General features: G+C 42.3%; 16 protein-coding genes. 6 read left to right on the plus strand and 10 right to left on the minus strand.

The window, feature by feature from the left end; genetic code table 11:
• Positions 1–22: 22 nt before the first annotated feature.
• The gene (locus AOQ70_RS11700; protein WP_039182010.1) at positions 23–2,800 is read right to left on the minus strand and encodes a DEAD/DEAH box helicase; all 2,778 of its coding nucleotides are present in this window, start codon (positions 2,798–2,800) and stop codon (positions 23–25) included.
• Complete coding sequence (locus AOQ70_RS11705; RefSeq protein ID WP_059376411.1) at positions 2,787–4,394, minus strand: SWIM zinc finger family protein; 1,608 nt, start codon at positions 4,392–4,394, stop codon at positions 2,787–2,789. The genes AOQ70_RS11700 and AOQ70_RS11705 overlap by 14 nt, the downstream gene beginning before the upstream one ends.
• A 186-nt stretch (positions 4,395–4,580) precedes the next feature.
• Here AOQ70_RS11705 and AOQ70_RS19735 point away from each other — a divergent pair, with 186 nt between their 5' ends.
• Positions 4,581–4,724, plus strand: coding sequence for a hypothetical protein (locus AOQ70_RS19735; RefSeq protein ID WP_003214884.1), 144 nt, complete (start codon positions 4,581–4,583; stop codon positions 4,722–4,724).
• Positions 4,725–4,840: 116 nt separating this feature from the next.
• Positions 4,841–6,160 carry a UDP-glucose dehydrogenase family protein gene (locus AOQ70_RS11710; RefSeq protein WP_059376412.1) on the plus strand — a complete coding sequence of 440 codons (1,320 nt, stop codon included), beginning with the start codon at positions 4,841–4,843 and terminating at the stop codon, positions 6,158–6,160.
• Between the two features lie 33 nt (positions 6,161–6,193).
• Here the strand turns inward: AOQ70_RS11710 and AOQ70_RS11715 are convergent, their stop codons facing one another.
• From AOQ70_RS11715 to alsS, 5 genes are all read right to left on the minus strand, one after another.
• Entirely contained in the window at positions 6,194–6,733 is a 540-nt protein-coding gene (locus tag AOQ70_RS11715; protein WP_249115323.1) for a chromate transporter, read from the minus strand.
• Positions 6,730–7,311: a chromate transporter gene (locus AOQ70_RS11720; RefSeq protein ID WP_082700847.1), complete on the minus strand. Its 582-nt coding sequence runs from the start codon at positions 7,309–7,311 to the stop codon at positions 6,730–6,732. The genes AOQ70_RS11715 and AOQ70_RS11720 overlap by 4 nt, the downstream gene beginning before the upstream one ends.
• A gap of 16 nt (positions 7,312–7,327) precedes the next feature.
• On the minus strand, positions 7,328–7,804 hold the full coding sequence (locus AOQ70_RS11725) for an Lrp/AsnC family transcriptional regulator (RefSeq protein ID WP_039183339.1): 477 nt from the start codon (positions 7,802–7,804) through the stop codon (positions 7,328–7,330).
• 152 nt (positions 7,805–7,956) lie between these two features.
• Positions 7,957–8,727 carry an acetolactate decarboxylase gene (gene budA / locus AOQ70_RS11730; RefSeq protein ID WP_059376415.1) on the minus strand — a complete coding sequence of 257 codons (771 nt, stop codon included), beginning with the start codon at positions 8,725–8,727 and terminating at the stop codon, positions 7,957–7,959.
• Between the two features lie 35 nt (positions 8,728–8,762).
• The gene (gene alsS, locus AOQ70_RS11735) at positions 8,763–10,463 is read right to left on the minus strand and encodes an acetolactate synthase AlsS (RefSeq protein WP_059376416.1); all 1,701 of its coding nucleotides are present in this window, start codon (positions 10,461–10,463) and stop codon (positions 8,763–8,765) included.
• 149 nt (positions 10,464–10,612) lie between these two features.
• Between alsS and alsR the strand changes: the two genes are divergently transcribed.
• The 4 genes from alsR (at position 10,613) to AOQ70_RS11755 (ending at position 13,823) form a co-directional block, all read left to right on the plus strand.
• Positions 10,613–11,500: an acetoin biosynthesis transcriptional regulator AlsR gene (gene alsR, locus AOQ70_RS11740; RefSeq protein ID WP_039181993.1), complete on the plus strand. Its 888-nt coding sequence runs from the start codon at positions 10,613–10,615 to the stop codon at positions 11,498–11,500.
• A 74-nt stretch (positions 11,501–11,574) separates the two neighbouring features.
• Entirely contained in the window at positions 11,575–12,177 is a 603-nt protein-coding gene (locus AOQ70_RS11745) for a flavin reductase family protein (RefSeq protein WP_047202606.1), read from the plus strand.
• Between the two features lie 537 nt (positions 12,178–12,714).
• Entirely contained in the window at positions 12,715–13,137 is a 423-nt protein-coding gene (locus AOQ70_RS11750) for a hypothetical protein (protein ID WP_059376417.1), read from the plus strand.
• A 65-nt stretch (positions 13,138–13,202) separates the two neighbouring features.
• Positions 13,203–13,823, plus strand: coding sequence for a VanZ family protein (locus AOQ70_RS11755; protein ID WP_059376420.1), 621 nt, complete (start codon positions 13,203–13,205; stop codon positions 13,821–13,823).
• A gap of 32 nt (positions 13,824–13,855) precedes the next feature.
• Here the strand turns inward: AOQ70_RS11755 and rbsB are convergent, their stop codons facing one another.
• Genes rbsB through AOQ70_RS11770 form a run of 3 tightly spaced genes read right to left on the minus strand, consistent with a single transcriptional unit; the run spans position 13,856 to position 17,223 of the window.
• Positions 13,856–14,773, minus strand: a complete 918-nt coding sequence (gene rbsB, locus AOQ70_RS11760; RefSeq protein WP_059376423.1) for a ribose ABC transporter substrate-binding protein RbsB — start codon at positions 14,771–14,773, stop codon at positions 13,856–13,858.
• 13 nt (positions 14,774–14,786) lie between these two features.
• Positions 14,787–15,740, minus strand: a complete 954-nt coding sequence (gene rbsC / locus AOQ70_RS11765) for a ribose ABC transporter permease RbsC (protein WP_024423678.1) — start codon at positions 15,738–15,740, stop codon at positions 14,787–14,789.
• 1 nt (position 15,741) lies between these two features.
• Complete coding sequence (locus AOQ70_RS11770; protein WP_058838585.1) at positions 15,742–17,223, minus strand: sugar ABC transporter ATP-binding protein; 1,482 nt, start codon at positions 17,221–17,223, stop codon at positions 15,742–15,744.
• Between the last annotated feature and the right edge of the window lie 8 nt (positions 17,224–17,231).

Consider the following 17,231-nt stretch of genomic DNA (forward strand, 5'->3'; position numbering starts at 1 on the left):
AAAAGTCCTCTTTTTGCTGTGATTAAGATGATTGAGCGGCAGCACTTAAGGTAAATAAATCTTCTAGTTCGTTTGTCGATAGCTCTGTAATCCAGCTCTCGCTTTGGATAATTTGATCATTTAATGTTTGTTTTGTTTCGAGCATTTGATCGATTTTTTCCTCGATTGTGCCCGTTGTGATCATCTTATGGACGTGAACAAATCGTTTTTGTCCAATCCGATAAGCTCGGTCTGTCGCTTGGTTTTCCACAGCAGGATTCCACCATCTATCGTAGTGAATGACATGGTTTGCGGCGGTTAGGTTGAGTCCTGTTCCTCCTGCTTTTAAAGAAAGAATTAAAATGTTGAATTCTTTCTTCTGGAAGCGGTCCACCATTTTGTCCCGCTCCTGTTTTGAGAGGCTGCCATTTAAAAATTGGACCGGTTCTCCAAACATCTTTTCTGCCAGCTGCTTGATCATGTTGCCCATTTCAATATACTGCGTAAAGATGAGGCAGCTTTCTCCTTGCTCATGTATCGCTTTTAACAGCTCTGCGAGTTTATCCATTTTTAACGAACGTTTCAGCAGTTTCACATCTGTTCCACTCTCTTTTAAATAGAGAGCAGGGTGATCACAAATCTGTTTGAGTCTGCCAAGCATACTTAAAATAATGGCTTTTCGCTGCATCCCTGTTAATGATGCCATATGTTCAAATGTATCCTTCACGAGCTGCTCATATAAAGACGCCTGCTCAGCGGATAGCGGAATGAATTCTTTTTCTTCGAGTTTTTCAGGAAGGTTCAGGGCAACCTCTTCATCTTGTTTTGTTCGTCTTAATAAAAATGGTTTGATCAGCTGCTGCAGCTGTTCAATTCTTTTTTCTTCACGGTCTTTTTCAATCGGAAGGACGAACTTCTTATGGAAGCCGGTCAGGCTGCCGAGATATCCTTTGTTGACGAAGTCGAATATGGACCAAAGCTCTGTCAAACGGTTTTCCATTGGTGTCCCGCTGAGGGCAATGTGATGTTGCCCTTTAAGCTGTCTAATCGCTCTCGATTGTTTCGTATGGGCGTTCTTGATGTTTTGGGCTTCGTCTAAGCAAATGGTATTCCACTTTGCTGCCGTTAATTCATCACGATCAGAATGTGAGAGTCCATAAGACGTCAGAACAATATCTGTTGACTCGTATGCTTTTGTGAAGTCCTCTCCCTGTGGACGCGATGGGCCATAATGCAGGGCAACCTTCAAATGTGGTGCGAATGTTTCGAGCTCTCGCTGCCAGTTTCCTAAAACAGAGGTCGGCGCAATGATGAGAGAGGGAGTGGCATTTTGCTCCTGCTCCTTCAAATACGTGAAATATGCGATCATTTGAATCGTTTTTCCAAGGCCCATATCATCTGCTAAACAAGCCCCAAATCCATGCGATCTTAAAAATAAAAGCCAGTTCACGCCATGCTGCTGATACGGACGCAGTATGCCTTTAAAGGACTCACTCATTTCGTAGGAAGGCAGCTCGTGCGTATCATTTAATTGGTGGACAAGCCCTCTTAATTGCGATGAAAGTTCAAATTGAATATGGGCAAATGCTGAACTGTCCAATAGCTCTGGAATCGATTCAGAGGAAGCTTCTTGATCTGCCAGTTCACGTGACAAAATATCAGACATGTGAAGTCCTTCGTTTTCGGCACGCTCCATCCACTTTTTCATTTGCTGGATGAAGGTAGGATCTATTTTGATCCATTGTCCTCGAATGTTGACAAGGCGTCGTTTGCTTTGGACAAGCTCGTTGAACTCATCTTCTGTCAGTTCAATGCCGTTTGTAGCAAAGCGCCAATTAAAGTCCATTAATGCGTCCATACCGACATGCGATTCGCCTCGCGGTGTAGAAGAGATCCTTGCTTTTAACATCATCGTGCTGTCTTTAACAATTTGCCACCACGATGGGAGCAGAATCTCAATACCCATATTAACAAGGGTTTCACTCGCTTCAGATAGGAAGAGCCACGCCTCTTCTTCTGACATGAGTGTGGTGCCAGATGTGAAAGAAAGCCAAGGGACAATTTGACTGAATCGTTCCAGCTCTCTTGAAATTTTATCTTGATACGGATGCCAAGACCTTTTCAATGAACGGATGCCTTCAAAAAAGTGAAGGTCACTGTTTTTCTTATCTCGCAAAAACAATTCGATTTTCCAATCATCTCCGTCAAAATCCGGCTCATTTAAGCGCAAGCCGACAGTGAACGGCGTCTCATCATCTATCCAGCCAATCGTCTCCAAGAAATCCTGCTCATCTAGAAAATGTCCTTGGAAGGTTGAGAGTGCAGGCGATTGTGCGTTCATGCGTTCCCACTTGTGCTGCAAGGCATCATCATACTGAATATAATCCTGTACAGCAAAGGAGAACCAATCAGCCGTATAACCATCTAATAGGCCTTCTTTGTCTTTAAACCGAAGCTCGCCTTTTGTCCATGCCTCGTAATCGGGAACGAAATCTTCGTCCTCGATAAATTCGTAAATGGTGGAGGCTGTTTTCATCAGGGGCTCCGTTTCATCCGTTAATGTCACATGACTAAACGTATTAAATGAATTTTTTCCTAGCAATTCAACGGTCATCCAAGGGCTTAACAGGAAGGCAGGTGTTCCAATAAAGCTGACATCTTCTAAGAATGTTCCGTAGAAAGAAGATTCGTGCCATTGGAAAAGCTGCCTCTTCATTTCATTAAGCGGAACAGGGTGTCCGTCCTCTGCTTGCGCTGAAATGGTGAAAGAGAAATCTTCTGTTTGTTCTGCATGAATGACAATTTGTTTATGGCGTGTCATCAATCAATTTTCCTTTCTTCATTTCCTCTTGGAACGCACGCAGCCGTTTTGTTGAATCTTGCAGCTGCTTTACATACCTTTCCCAAATCGTGGTTTTTTTTGTTTTATGATAAAGCGTGCGCAGTTTCTTCAGCATTTTCACAGACTCTCGATAAGCACTTCGATTCTTTTGATCGAGAAGCAGTGAGATTTCACGGTGGTACGATGGAATGAGGGCTTCTGGCTCCTCTTTTGCAATCTGTTTGATCAGATCCTTCTCCAGTTCACTAATGGAGAAACCAACAAGGCTGTGAATCTCAATCCATTCCGCATAACGCTGCTGTGCATACAATAGCTGACTGTATTCTGTAAACGCATAGGGCATACAGATTTGGAGATAGCGTTCATATAAATGATGATCCTTCGTCTGCTTAAAATATGCATCTAAATAAAAGAAGAAATCACTGACGGCTCCCCGCAGTTCTCTGTATGAAAGGTCGAGCTGGCAATATTCCTCTAATATATAGGTGATTTCGTGATACCAGAGCTTGAGCCGCTTCCAGTCCTTTCGGTTTGTGAGATCCTTCAGCCAATTGAGCACATTTGGCAGCATGTCGGCATTGAGCAGCTGTAATTGCTGAAAGAGGCTTTCATCTTCTTTCAGTAAATAATCCATGTGCATCAGCCCGATGGTACGTTCAACCGTTTGTTCTTTTTTCTGGGCGTTCTTTAGTAATTCTGTTTCTTTTTTGACCCATTTCCCTCTATTTAATATGGTGCCCCAAATCTCCATAAAGACCGCTACTCGTTCATGCTGGAAAGGTCCATTGATTTGAAGAAGTATGCGAACGGCAGTTGGTGTGTTTTCAAGAAACGGATCGAGGGAAAAGGAAAGGGCGTATGTCTTCAAATGATCCACTGAATCAAAAATAGTGTTCATGAGCTGTTCTACATATGGATTCATGGAATAAAAGTCTTTTTCGGCATCAAGGCGGCCGAGGTCGACGAGTTCATGAAGCCTCAGCCATACATCGATCGACGTATGAATCGCATACAAGCTCTTGAATTCAGGTGAAGCAGGTGCGTGTTTTTTTAGGATCGATAAATAGCCGTAATACAAATGCTGCGGTGTTTGCTGGTGCTTCGGTGTCCGTTTCAGCCAGAGGTTAAATTCCTCTTGGAAAAAAGTCAGCCAGCTTTGGAGTGATTGTTCGTCTGGGCGCTTCACTTGGAAGTGCTGGCGAATCAGTTCTTTGCTGCGCTGTAATTCATCCTTTTCTGACCAATTTTCTGTAAATCCGGTTACACTCTCTACTTGAGCGTATAGCGAAAAGAAGACAGCGAGAATGTGTTTACAAAGTCCATCTGCTGGACATGAGCAGCTGCTTCTCACAGGAAACAGCACATGAAGGTGGACTCTTGCTGCCACGACATCATGTACATAAGCTGACCATTCAGTATCAGACTCTTGCTTGAGCCGATATACGCTGTCCTGTCTATAAGTAATCAATGCTTTTTTGATGAGTTGTTTGTTTTCATCTGTTGCAGGAAGAAGTTCTTTGATCTGTTCGGCTGTTTGTTTGATTTCTTCTTCGTTGATGTTGTGCTGAAGCATTTGATCCGCTCCTAACCAAGTAAAAGATTCCAATTCTTTTATTATAGCTCAATGGGGATTTATAAAAAAGTTTTTCATGAAAATGGTCATAAATTTCAAAAGCTGTCGAATGATGTAATAGAGTATTGCATAAACCAACCTTACAGCATATAATAATGAAATTAGTGGAATCGAAAGGATACAGACATGGATAATAAGGGTTTAAATCAAGAGGAATTTTTAAAGATTTTGATGTACGCTCATGATATTGGTGAAAATTCAAATGATGTCACAACAAAAGAAATGCTTGAAAATCTGATTGCTCATATTCGAAATGGTCTTGTTTCATAAAAGTGACCTCCTGCTAGTGATGGCAGGGGGTTTTTGTATGCTTTTAAGAATGGAATGAAAGCTCCCGGCATACGATGTCATTACAAGCATAAGGAGTATGGGGAGCTGATGGTGTCATGAATATTGCGATTACAGGCTGTGGGTATGTGGGGCTTGTGACAGGTGTGTGTTTAGCGGAGGCAGGACATGATGTGGCGTGTATTGATATTGACCGCCGAAAGGTTATGCAGCTGAAACAGGGAACTCCCCCAATGTATGAGCCTGGGTTAAAAGAGCTATTGAAACGCAATCTTGAGCAGGGACGAATTCATTTTCACATAAATGGAGCGGAAGCCTACACGAAGGCAGATGTATTAATGATCGCGGTCGGCACCCCGCAGCAGGCAGATGGCCAAGCTGATTTACAGTTTGTGTTTCAAGCTGCGAAAGAGATGGGGATAAAAGCAAAATCAGGTGCGATTCTTGTGGTGAAAAGTACGGTGCCTGTCGGAACGGGGGATCAAATCGATCAGCTCATCCATCAAGAATTAGGACGGAAGGAACCATTAGCGATTGCATCTAACCCAGAATTTTTACGGGAAGGCTCTGCCATTTCAGATACATTGCGGGCGGACCGGCTTGTGATTGGCGCTGAAACAAAAGCCGTATTAGACCAGTTAGAGGAGATGTATGCTGATTTCCACCTTCCATTAGTGAAAACAGACCGTAAAAGTGCTGAAATGATCAAGTATGCATCAAATGCATTTCTTGCGACAAAAATCAGTTTTATGAATGAGATTGCCTCCATTTGTGAAAAAACAGGTGCTGATGTTGAATGGGTGGCGAAGGGAATGGGGCTTGATCAGCGGATCGGTTCTTCCTTTCTAAGAGCGGGCATTGGCTACGGAGGTTCTTGTTTTCCAAAGGATACAAATGCACTTGTCCAAATTGCAGGGCATGTGTCCCATGATTTTGAGCTATTAAAGGCTGTCATCAAAGTAAATAATGAGCAAAGGGCAGGTTTTACCCGAAATATTCAGGAGCGGCTGGGAGCAGCGCTTGAAGGGAAGCGAATTGCGCTTCTTGGTCTGTCCTTTAAACCGAATACAGACGATATGAGGGAGGCACCATCTATTCCGATCGCTCATGAGCTCCATCAATTAGGTGCGGAGCTTGTGGCGTATGATCCTGTTGCTGCCCGGCGTGCAGCTCGTGAACTGCCGGATCAAGTCTTATTCGCTCAGACGATTGAAGAAGCGATCAAGGATGCCGATGCGGTCTGTCTATTAACAGAGTGGGCGGATATTCAGTCATTTCCGCTCGCGTCCTACAAGAAATGGATGAAGCAGCCGCTTATTTTCGATGGACGAAACTGTCATACACTTGAAGCGGCAGAAGAAGCAGGGGTCGAGTATCATTCGATTGGGCGTAGATCAGTTTCTCCAATTTATATGTAAAAGAAAACCGATAACAGTGAATGTTATCGGTTTTTATGAATGCGGCAGAATGAATCCACCATATAAGAAAGCAGCCACAATAAGAAAGGCAGGGTGCAGCTTGAATTTGGTCATCAAGAAAAAGGAGATCGCGGCAATGGCGAGAGATTGTGTCCAGCCGATGGCTTTCACTGCATCTCCGCCGATTTCCCATGTTAGTAAAAGCATCATCATCGCAATGACAGGCTGTACGGATAAGGTCATGCCTTTTACGACGGGAGATTGGCGAAAACGGTCAATGAGCTTGAGCAATAAAATGAGTCCGGCAGCGGAAGGCAGGACAGTTGCAAGCAATGCCACGATAAAACCTGGCCAGCCCATGACGTCATAGCCGACATATGCTGCAATCTTCGTAGCGATTGGCCCCGGCAGTGCATTGGCTAAAGCCAGCATGTTGGAAAATCCTTCGTTCGTCATCCAATGAAAATGATTGACGATTTCTTCATAATTGAGCGGGATGGATGCAGGGCCTCCGCCATATCCTAATAGATTAGATAAAAAGAATGCCCAGAATAAAAAGAGAATCAGTATCATGAAGACACTCCTTTCTTTTTATTTGACCGATGCCAGCGATTTTTCAGCTTAAAATGAAAAGCGCCATAAAATAAAAAGATCATCACAATGATTCCTGGATGAATGGAGAGCACTTGCAGTCCGACAAAGGCAAGAAGGAATAGAGTGATCCCGAAGATCATGCCGAAGCCTTTCAGCGTTTTTTGTCCAAACTCATATGCCATGATGCCTAACAGAACGGCAATGACAGGGGTCACAGCACCAATCATATTTTGAATGATTTGTGAGGAGCTTAAGACGCTGACAAGTGTGACAAGGGCTACCATGGCGAGACATGTCGGTAAAATATGAGCAGCTGTTGCGACAATTGCGCCAGATACGCCCTTTAATCGATAGCCGAGGTATGCTGACATTTTTGTTGCGATTGGGCCTGGTAATGCATTGGCGATGGCGAGTGTTTCTCCAAATTCGTCATCGTTGATCCATTGATATTTCACTACCGCTTCATGGCGAATAAGCGGTATCACGGAAGGGCCTCCGCCAAAACCGAGAATCCCGGTTCGCACCATAGCGATAATGAGTTCGATATATGATTGCAAGTGGTTCAACTCCTGTCTACAATTTCATGCCCATACGGCTTTTGTATCGTTTAATGAGCATTTGGCAGTCCACACTGACAACGCCTTCTAGCGGGTATAGTTTTTTTGTCAGAAATGTTTCCATTTCCTGTTCATCTTGAAAAATGCCATGCATATGCAGCTTGCTTGGTCCTGTCATATGATAAAGACTCGTGACAGCTGTTTCCTGTTCAAGCTGAAGGGCAACCGCTTCTAAAAATTTTGGCTCTACCTCTACATTAAAGAAGACAGAGACATGAATGCCGACCTTCGCGGGGTTAATCACAGCGGTGAAACGTTCAATGACTCCTGCTTCAATGAGCTGCTGAATGCGGGCTTGTACGGCAACACGTGACAGACCGACCTGTTTGCCGAGATCTGTGTAAGACATACGTCCGTCCTCGTGTAATAGGGATAAAATTTGTTTATCTCTTTCGTCTAATGTTAAGTTCGGAATGCTATAGTCTTTTGACACCATATAACCACCTTTCTTCTGTTGATATTCTATCATATTTCATTACGTATAGAATGATTGATTTCTCATTTACTATCGAAACGAAAACGTTACGGGTGAAAAAACATCTTTATGCATAAAAAAACACCCCGTGCTCATCGGGGTGTCTTCATTTATTGATCCGGGCTGCTTTCTGCACTGGCAATTTGCTGTGCAAGGTCAGCTCGATCAATGTCGGCTTGAAAGAATTCCTGCGTATTCGGCAGGTGTAAATTCATATGACGTTTTTGAGATATGCGGATGGTGACTTGATCAACGGTGTAATCAAATACGTGTCCGCCAACACTTCGATCTTCATCAATAAAATGAAGGTGATATCCACTTACCGCAATGCCGTGTGCGTACTGCGGTGTACGGAAGCCTGCGATCGTACCTTGAATATCCTCGAAGTCAAAAATAGGCTGAGACTTGACTGCTTCTACCATCGGAACGTAAGGTTTTTCCTGTTTTTCAACCGTACGTGTTTGAACCTTTTTGAATGATCCATCAATGCGGATCGCATAAAAGATATTTTTACTTGGTAAAATGCGGTCAATTTCTTCTTCCAGTTCTTTGGACGTCATTGGTGCATCAATTCGATGAACAATATCTGTTTCAAAGAAAGCTAGAGAGCAGAATGGTGAATAATCTTGATCGGTGACTGGTGTCGCTGTTCCATCCGAGCGCAGCCGGTAGAATGCACCGTCAAAGCCGATCAGCTCCCCATCTAATTGATTAAATGTACCGATGCCGAAATCACCGTGTTCAGGAATATGTGCGAGGGAGAAATCTCCATCATATACGGCTTCAAGCAAGGAGGTCATCGTTGATACTTGATAGACCTCCTGCTGTTTGTCATGCTGTCTTGTGTCATTCTGTTGATTCATTGGGTGCATCATACCCATATCCGCTCACTCCTTTAATGTAATGTATCGAAGTCTTATCTGACGTTCGCTGTGTGTTTTTTGCGATAGACTTCTGGCCATTTTTGACTGGCGAGGTCAGGGTTATCTTGATAGTCAATCGGAATATCAATGATCACGGGTCCTTCTATGTTTATACCCTTTTGAAGGACGGTTGAAAGCTCCTCAGGTGAGTTGACCCGTAATCCAGTTGCTCCAAAGCTTTCCGCATATTTCACTAAATCGATCTGACCGAATTCAACGCATGATGTACGGTCATATTTCATTTCCTGCTGGAACGCAACCATGTCGTATGTGCTGTCGTTCCAAACAAGGTGAACGAGGTTTGTCTTTTTGCGGACAGCTGTTTCTAACTCCATTGCGGAGAAGAGAAAACCGCCATCACCCGAAACCGAAATAATCTTTTCATCTGGATTCAATATAGAAGCCGCAATTGCCCATGGTAATGCGACGCCTAATGTTTGCATGCCGTTACTCACCAAGAATGAGTTCGGTTCATAGACGCGGAAGTGACGGGACATCCAAATCGCGTGGGATCCGATATCACATGTGACCTTTGTGTCATCAGGAATCAGGCGTCTCAATGTATGAATGACATCCAGCGGGTGAGATCGATGACTTTCTCTTTCTGGTGCCTTTTCAATGTCGATTAATAGCTCCTGTAATTCAGTGACTAATTCTATGTTCTCTTTGCATAGAGAAAGAGGAACACTGTCATGCGCTAGATGTTTGACGGTTTCAGAAATATTGCCTACAAGCTCAAGCGCTGGCTCATAAAAATGATCAATATCTGCCTGCATGTCATCAACATGGATGATCTGGCGCTGCTGCGGCTGAAGATTCCAATGCTTCGGATCATACTCGATTGGATCAAAGCCTATGGTCAAAAGGACATCTGCTTGTTCAATGAGAAGGTCCCCCGGCTGATTACGGAATAAGCCGATTCTACCTACATATTGAGACTCGAGCTCTCTTGAGAGAACGCCGGCTCCTTGGTACGTTTCAACAAATGGGATACCAAGTGTTTTTAATAATGCTCTTGTGGCATTTGCAGCAGCTGGACGACTGGCTTTCATTCCCACAATCGCAATAGGTAAGTGTGCATTTTGAATTTTGGCGATAGCCGAACTGATGAGAGCATCCGGTGCAGGACCTAATTCTGGAGAAGGGTGAGCAGACACTGCTGTTTGTGTGGTGTGTTCTGTCACGACATCTTGAGGAAAGCTGATAAATGCTGCTCCAGCCTGCCCTTTTTGTGCCGCGCGAAAAGCATTTGTTAATGCTTCTGGTATATTATGAACGTCTTGTACTTCAACACTATATTTGGTGACTGGTTTGAATAATGCCGCATTGTCGAGTGATTGATGTGTTCGTTTCAGCCGATCTGCACGAATGACGTTTCCAGCGATTGCGACAACAGGATCACCTTCTGTATTGGCTGTTAATAGACCTGTTGCTAAATTAGATGCACCAGGACCTGATGTGACGAGACAAACACCTGGTTTGCCGGTTAAACGTCCGACAGCAGCTGCCATAAAGGCTGCATTTTGTTCGTGTCTGCATAGGACAAGCTCTGGACCTCTGTCTTTTAATACATCAAATACAGCGTCAATTTTTGCACCTGGAATGGCAAAAACATGGGTCACACCTTGAGCGATCAGCGTATCGACAATCAACTCTGCTCCTCGTCTTGTTAGGGGTTGTGCTTGAGATTTCATTTACCCCGCACTCCTTTCGGCAAGTAAAATTTTTATGAAAATATATTTTCATGATATGATTTACTATACATTTCATAAAATAAAATTTCCAATATATGTTTAACGAAGTTTTGATATGTTTCACGAATAAGTGTGTGAGGAGTGAAAGGATGGAACTGAGACATTTGCAGTATTTTGTCACAGTAGCGGAGGAGCTGCATTTCGGCAGAGCAGCCGCACGGTTGAATATGACACAGCCTCCACTTAGTCAGCAAATTAAGCAGTTTGAGGAAGAATTGGGTTTTCCTTTATTTCACCGGTCGAAACGGGTGGTGGAGCTAACAGCTGCTGGAAAGGTCTTTTTACATGAGATTAGGGGAGTGCTGCAACAGCTTGATAAAGCGGTTGATCATGCCCGTCACACAGCAAGAGGAGAGCTGGGGAAAATCATCATAGGTTTTGTTGGAACGGCGACGTATGATATTCTGCCGCCCGTTGTACGTGAATTCAGGGAGCTGTATCCCTCTGTCAGTATCGAGCTGCAGCAGCTTTCTGTTCCGCAGCAGCTAGAGGCACTGTTAAATGGTGAGATTGATATCGGTTTCTTACATCCTACAGCGCCGCATGAAGAACTAGTCAGTCGTTTGATGAAGCAAAGTGAATGTATTTTTGCGATTCCAAAAAATCATCGATTGGCTCAACAAGAGACTGTCACGATTGAAGATATCCGTCATGAACCGATTATTTCTTTATCACAGGAATCGTGGCCATCCCTTTATCAGCACTTTGTCCTGCTATGTGAAAAGTACGGATTTTCTCCAAATATCGTGCAGGAAGCGGCGGAATATCAAATGATCATTGGCCTTGTCACAGCAGGGATCGGTATTGCAGTGATTCCAAAATCAGCCCGGCGTTTATTTAATCTGGATGTTGTTTATCGAGCCATTGAGGGTGAACAGCTTCTGGCGGAATGGACGATTTCCTATAGACGGGAAAATCATAATCCCGCTTTATTTCATCTTGTCCACCATATCCTGCATCGCACCGAGCTGGAATAAGAGGTATAGGGAACGGGTTATGGTATGATGTCGTTACATTAAAAGGAGGCGTACCTGAATTGATTACATTGCAAATGGATCAGCTGTCACGAAAAGAGGCATATAAATTATTATCTGGATCTATCGTTCCAAGACCAATTGCGTTTATTACAAGTCTATCTAAAGAAAATGTCGTCAATGCCGCACCATTTAGTTTCTTTAATGTCATCAGTGGACACCCACCGCTCATTGCCGTTTCTATCGGTCGACGTGAAGGTCAGATGAAAGATACTGCGCAGCATATTATCGATAGGGAAGAGTTTGTCATTCATGTGAGTGATGAAGCCATAATAGAAGATATTAATGAAACAGCTGCTACGCTGCCGCAGGAAGAGAGTGAGCTGGATCGAACCGGTCTTCATCAAGTAGAGAGTCATGTCATTTCAGTGCCGGGGATCAAGGAAGCGCGCATTCGTTTTGAATGTCAGCTGGAAAAACATCTCACCTTTCAAAATGATGAAGGGGAGATCACGGTCGATCATATCATTGGCCGGGTTGTATGTGCACATTTAGATGAGGGTGTTTATGATGTAGAAAAAGGCTATGTTTCTACTAATGAACTGAAACCAGTCGCGCGACTAGCAGGTAATGATTATGCCCATTTAGGCACGTCATTTGTGCTGAAAAGACCACAGTAATCAAAAAACCCCCGAGTGATGCTCGGGGGTTTTTGGTTTTTTGATTGTTTTTTGTTCGAATTTTAAGAAATAACCGGTTGAATTGCTGAAATAATAATGATAAACCAGTTCAATACATTATTTTTATATATAAACATTAAGCAATACTCTGAAATTTTCCGTTGAATAAAAGGATATATTTCTCGATACTGTATCATCCTGAGTAAGATCATGTAGATGCAGTGAAAATGTTGATTTTAACAGCAACGACAGATAAATACAATACTATAACAAACATCATACCATGAGATATAATGAAAATGATTTATAATAAATTAAGATTTTAATGACTCAAAGAGAGGCGAATCTAATAATGAAAATTATAAATCTGTTATAATACTTATAGTATTATAGAATAGTCTAAATAGAACAAATTTAGATTAAATAGACTTTATAAGATAAATATGTAAATTCGGGGTTTTATTTAATATATATATATGGTATTATAAATTTTGGTATTGATGGTAATCAAAATTTATAGAGAAGGTGTTGTAAAAGTTGAAAAAATCAAGTTTATTTTCAGTAGTAATGTTAGTATTATTTTCTTTTGTGATGGTTGTCCCGACATTTGCTAAAACTAATCAATATAGTTTTACGATGGAAAAAAGAGCTGTGAATGGATCAGATTTAGGGAAATATTATACTCTAAGTAAAGGATCAGCTAAAATTTCAGGAAGTCAATGGCAATCTAAAAAATTACCTAATGCAAAGGGACCTAATTTAGTATATTATGAACTAAGAAACAAGACAACCGGCAATATGTTTGGTACAGTTACTTCTAGGCCTAATGCGAATGGGAGTAGTAATAAAGTCTCTGGTACATTTAAAGGTCTAGGTGGAGGAAATAAATATTATTTGTTTATATATAAAATAGAAATAGATGGAAGGCATTTGAAAGGTTCTGGGAAAGTATATAATTAATAAAACAGAAGAGAATTTATTTATAAATTCTCTTCTGTTTTATTTACTTAGGAGAGCTATACATTATGATTATATTTTTTGAAGGCTGGATACTCTATAGTTTTTTATTTATATATATAGTTTTTGCTGCATTACTCAAATTTAAGTATAATAAAAGTTATACATATCTATTGTTCTTTTCAATTATGACCTTTTATGTATATCATGTTATAAACTTAACTCAATTCCCAATTACTATTGATGACACTCAAAGAGAAAATTTTAAAGAAGTATTCGGTGAAAAAAATAATGTTTTAGTAGAAATGAATTTAATTCCTTTTAGTGAAGGTGTTAGTTTAGCCAGTCTTTATAATGTATTCATGACGATACCTTTAGGTTTTGGTTTACCATTTCTAATTAAGGCAACATTTAAAAAGATATTTTCAGTAGGTTTGTTAGTTGGCATACTATTTGAAAGTTTTCAATTGATTGTTGGATTATATGCGGGTTATTCCTTTAGAGTGGTAGATATCGATGATATAATTTATAACCTTTTAGGCACAATAATTGGATATGTATTCGTGTTTAAACTATTTATATTGTTTTTCAAACTAATATTGAGTAAATTTGAAATAGATTTCAATCCAATTATTAGTCATATTTATGAAGCAGGCCAGCCATTAAAAAATAAGGCTGTAGATAAATAGAAAACCCCCGAGGGAAATCGGGGGTTTTCTGTTTATTTCTTCTGTTCTAGTTTCAGTGGAGCTGCGATGTTCTTTTGTACTTTTTTCCCTTTTAATACGTCGTTTGCAGCACCGACTGCCAGTTGACCGATCAGCTCTGGCTGCTGTGCAACTGTTGCAGAGAGTTTTCCTGCTTTGATTGAGTTGAGTGCATCTTCGTTCCCATCAAAGCCAACGACAAGAATGTCTTTCCCAGAGCTTTGAATCGCCTCTAGCGCGCCAAGTGCCATTTCATCATTGTGGGCAAAAACGGCTTTGATGTCAGGGTTTCCTTGAAGGAGGTTTTCCATGACATTCAGTCCTTTTGTCCGGTCGAAGTCAGCAGCTTGTTTTGCTGTCACTTTTAGGTCTTTATCTGCTATTTGATGGAATCCTTTTCCGCGCTCACGTGTAGCGGAAGCACCTGGTACGCCTTCTAATTCAGCGACTTTTGCTCCTTTGCCGAGCTTGTCGATGATAAAGTTAGCTGCCATTTCGCCGCCTTTGACGTTATCTGAGGCGACAAGTGCTTCTACCTTTCCACTTTCGGCTGAGCGGTCTAATGTGATGACAGGTATATCAGAAGCGTTCGCTGATTCGACAGCGGTTGATATGGCAGATGAATCCGCTGGGTTGATGAGCAATGCGTCGACACCTTGCTGAATTAAATCTTCTACATCACTTGTTTGTTTAGCTGAATCATTTTGTGCATCTGCAATCACGACGTCAATGCCTAGCTTTTTCGCTTCTTTTGTCACACCGTTTTTCAAAGAAACGAAGAATGGGTTATTTAATGTCGAGATTGACAGCCCAATCTTGATGTCTTTTTTCTTGCCATCTTTTGATGACTTGGCCCACTCAGGTGGTTCAAGTGAGCAGGCAGAAAGCATGAACAATGAGAGAGTCAGGATGAGAATAAGATATTTTTTCATAGCAGCTGCCTCCTTAAGCAGATTTCTTTCTGTCTAGCAGGACTGCAATCAAGATGACAATCCCTTTCACAACAGATTGATAGAATGATGAAACACCAAGTAAGTTCATACCATTGTTCAGGACACCGATAATAAGTACCCCGATGAGTGTGCCGACAATTCGTCCTCTTCCGCCGGACAGGCTTGTCCCGCCAAGTACGACGGCAGCAATGGCGTCAAGCTCATAGGACGTACCAGCTGTTGGCTGTGCAGAATTCAGACGAGATGTTAAGATCGCACCTGCTAAGGCAGACATGAAGCCTGCTAATGAATAGATCATAATTTTCACGCGCGGTACTTTGATGCCTGAGATGAGAGCCGCTTTTTCATTCCCACCAATCGCATATGTTCTTCTGCCGAAAGGCGTTTTGTGAAGCAGTACCCAAAGGACGATAAAGGTGAGAAGCATCGTGATCGCTGGAACAGGAATGCCTAAGAAATATCCGCGGCCAAATAATTGGAATGCATAGTTAGAGCCAAGCCCAGTAATCGGGTTTCCATCTGTATAAACGAGTGTCAAACCTCTGAAAATCGTCATTGTCGCAAGTGTTGCGATAAAAGGGGCCATTTTTCCTTTTGTGATTAAAAGACCGTTGATCATCCCAAGAACGGCACCGATGATACAGCCGACGATAATGGCTAAAATCGGGTCCATGCCAGAAACGATAAAGCCGGCAGTCAGGGCACTGGACAGTGCAAGAATGGCACCGACTGATAAATCAATACCTCCAGTTAAAATAACAAACGTCATCCCAAAGGCAATGAGGGCATTAATGGAGATTTGTCTCAGTAAGTTTAAGATGTTTAAAGGTTCTAAAAAGGCCGGGTTTAAAATAGAAACAATGGCGACAAGGATGATGAGTCCTAAGAATGGCCCAAGCTTTTGCATGATGTGATCAAATCGTCCATTTGAAGTAAGTGGTTTCATGTTACTTCCCTCCTGTAGCTAGTGTCATAATTCGTTCCTGTGTTGCTTCTGTTTTGTCTAATTCTCCGCTGATGGTTCCTTCATGAATGACGAGTACTCGATCGCTCATCCCGAGTATCTCTGGGAGTTCAGAGGAGACCATTAAAATGGCAACGCCTCGATCAGTCAGTTCATTCATTAACTGATAGATTTCTCGTTTCGCTCCGACGTCGACACCTCGTGTCGGTTCATCTAAAATCAAGACCTTTGGCTGTATGCCGATCCATTTGGCGATGACGACTTTTTGCTGATTTCCACCAGACAGGCTTCGGGCAGAAATGTCAGAGGAAGCCGTTTTAATCGTCAGTCGTTTGATGAGCAGGTCGACAAAATCCTGTTCATTTTTCTTATCAATCAGTCCCTTTGGAGAGAAGCTTTTTAAGTTTGGCAGACCGATGTTTTCTCGGATGGATGCATCAAGCATGAGCCCTTCATCCTTGCGATCTTCTGTGATAAAGCCGATACCGAGCTTGACAGCATCACTTGGTTTTTTAATAACAGCCTTTTTTCCGTGAACCCAGATTTCTCCTTGGTCAAGAGGATCAAGGCCAAAGAGTGATCGCATCATTTCGGTCCGGCCAGCCCCCATTAAGCCTGCAACACCGACGATTTCTCCAGCTTTAACTGAGAAACTGATATCTTGAAATTGTCCTTTTTTCGTTGCTTGTTTCACCTCGAGGATAATATCTCCTGTAGAAGGCGTACGCTCAGGATATCGATCTGTCAATTCACGGCCGACCATTTTTTTGACGACTTCATGGAAATTCGTTTCAGGTATGGCTTTCGTATCGACCGTTTTCCCATCACGCATGATCGTAATCCGGTCACAGATTGCAAAGATTTCCTCCATACGGTGAGAAATATAGACGATGGAAACGCCTTCTTTTTTGAGAGATTCAATGACCTGGAAGAGCTTTTCAATTTCACGTTCCGTTAGAGCTGCTGTCGGCTCATCCATGATGATGACTTTCGCATCGGTCATTAATGCCTTTGCAATCTCAATCATTTGTTTTTGTCCAACAGAACAGCTTCCTGCCTCTTGATCAAGCGAGAGATTCACAGACAACCGGTCCAGCTGCTTTTGCGCGAGGACCTTCATTTTCTTTGTGTCTAGCAGCCCGAGCTTCGTATAGATTTCTTTCCCGATGAAGAGGTTCTCCAGGACGGTCATATCCGGCCATATATTGAGCTCCTGATGAATGAAGGCAATGCCGTGCTGTTCCGCTTCTTTTGGATTTTTGAAAGCGGTTTCTTTTCCGTCGATTTGTATCGTTCCTTGATCTAAAGAATAAAGACCTGTAAGCAGGTTCATTAAAGTTGATTTTCCCGCACCATTTTCACCCATGAGTGCGTGGACTTCGCCTGTGACGAGGTCAAAGGAGACCCCGGAGAGAACGGTGTTTTTCCCAAAAGCCTTATGGATGTTATGCATCTCTATGTTCATATCTGGCT

It is taken from the genome of Bacillus sp. AM 13(2015) (genome assembly GCF_001518755.1).
GTDB classification, from domain to species: Bacteria; Bacillota; Bacilli; order Bacillales; family Bacillaceae; genus Bacillus; species Bacillus safensis.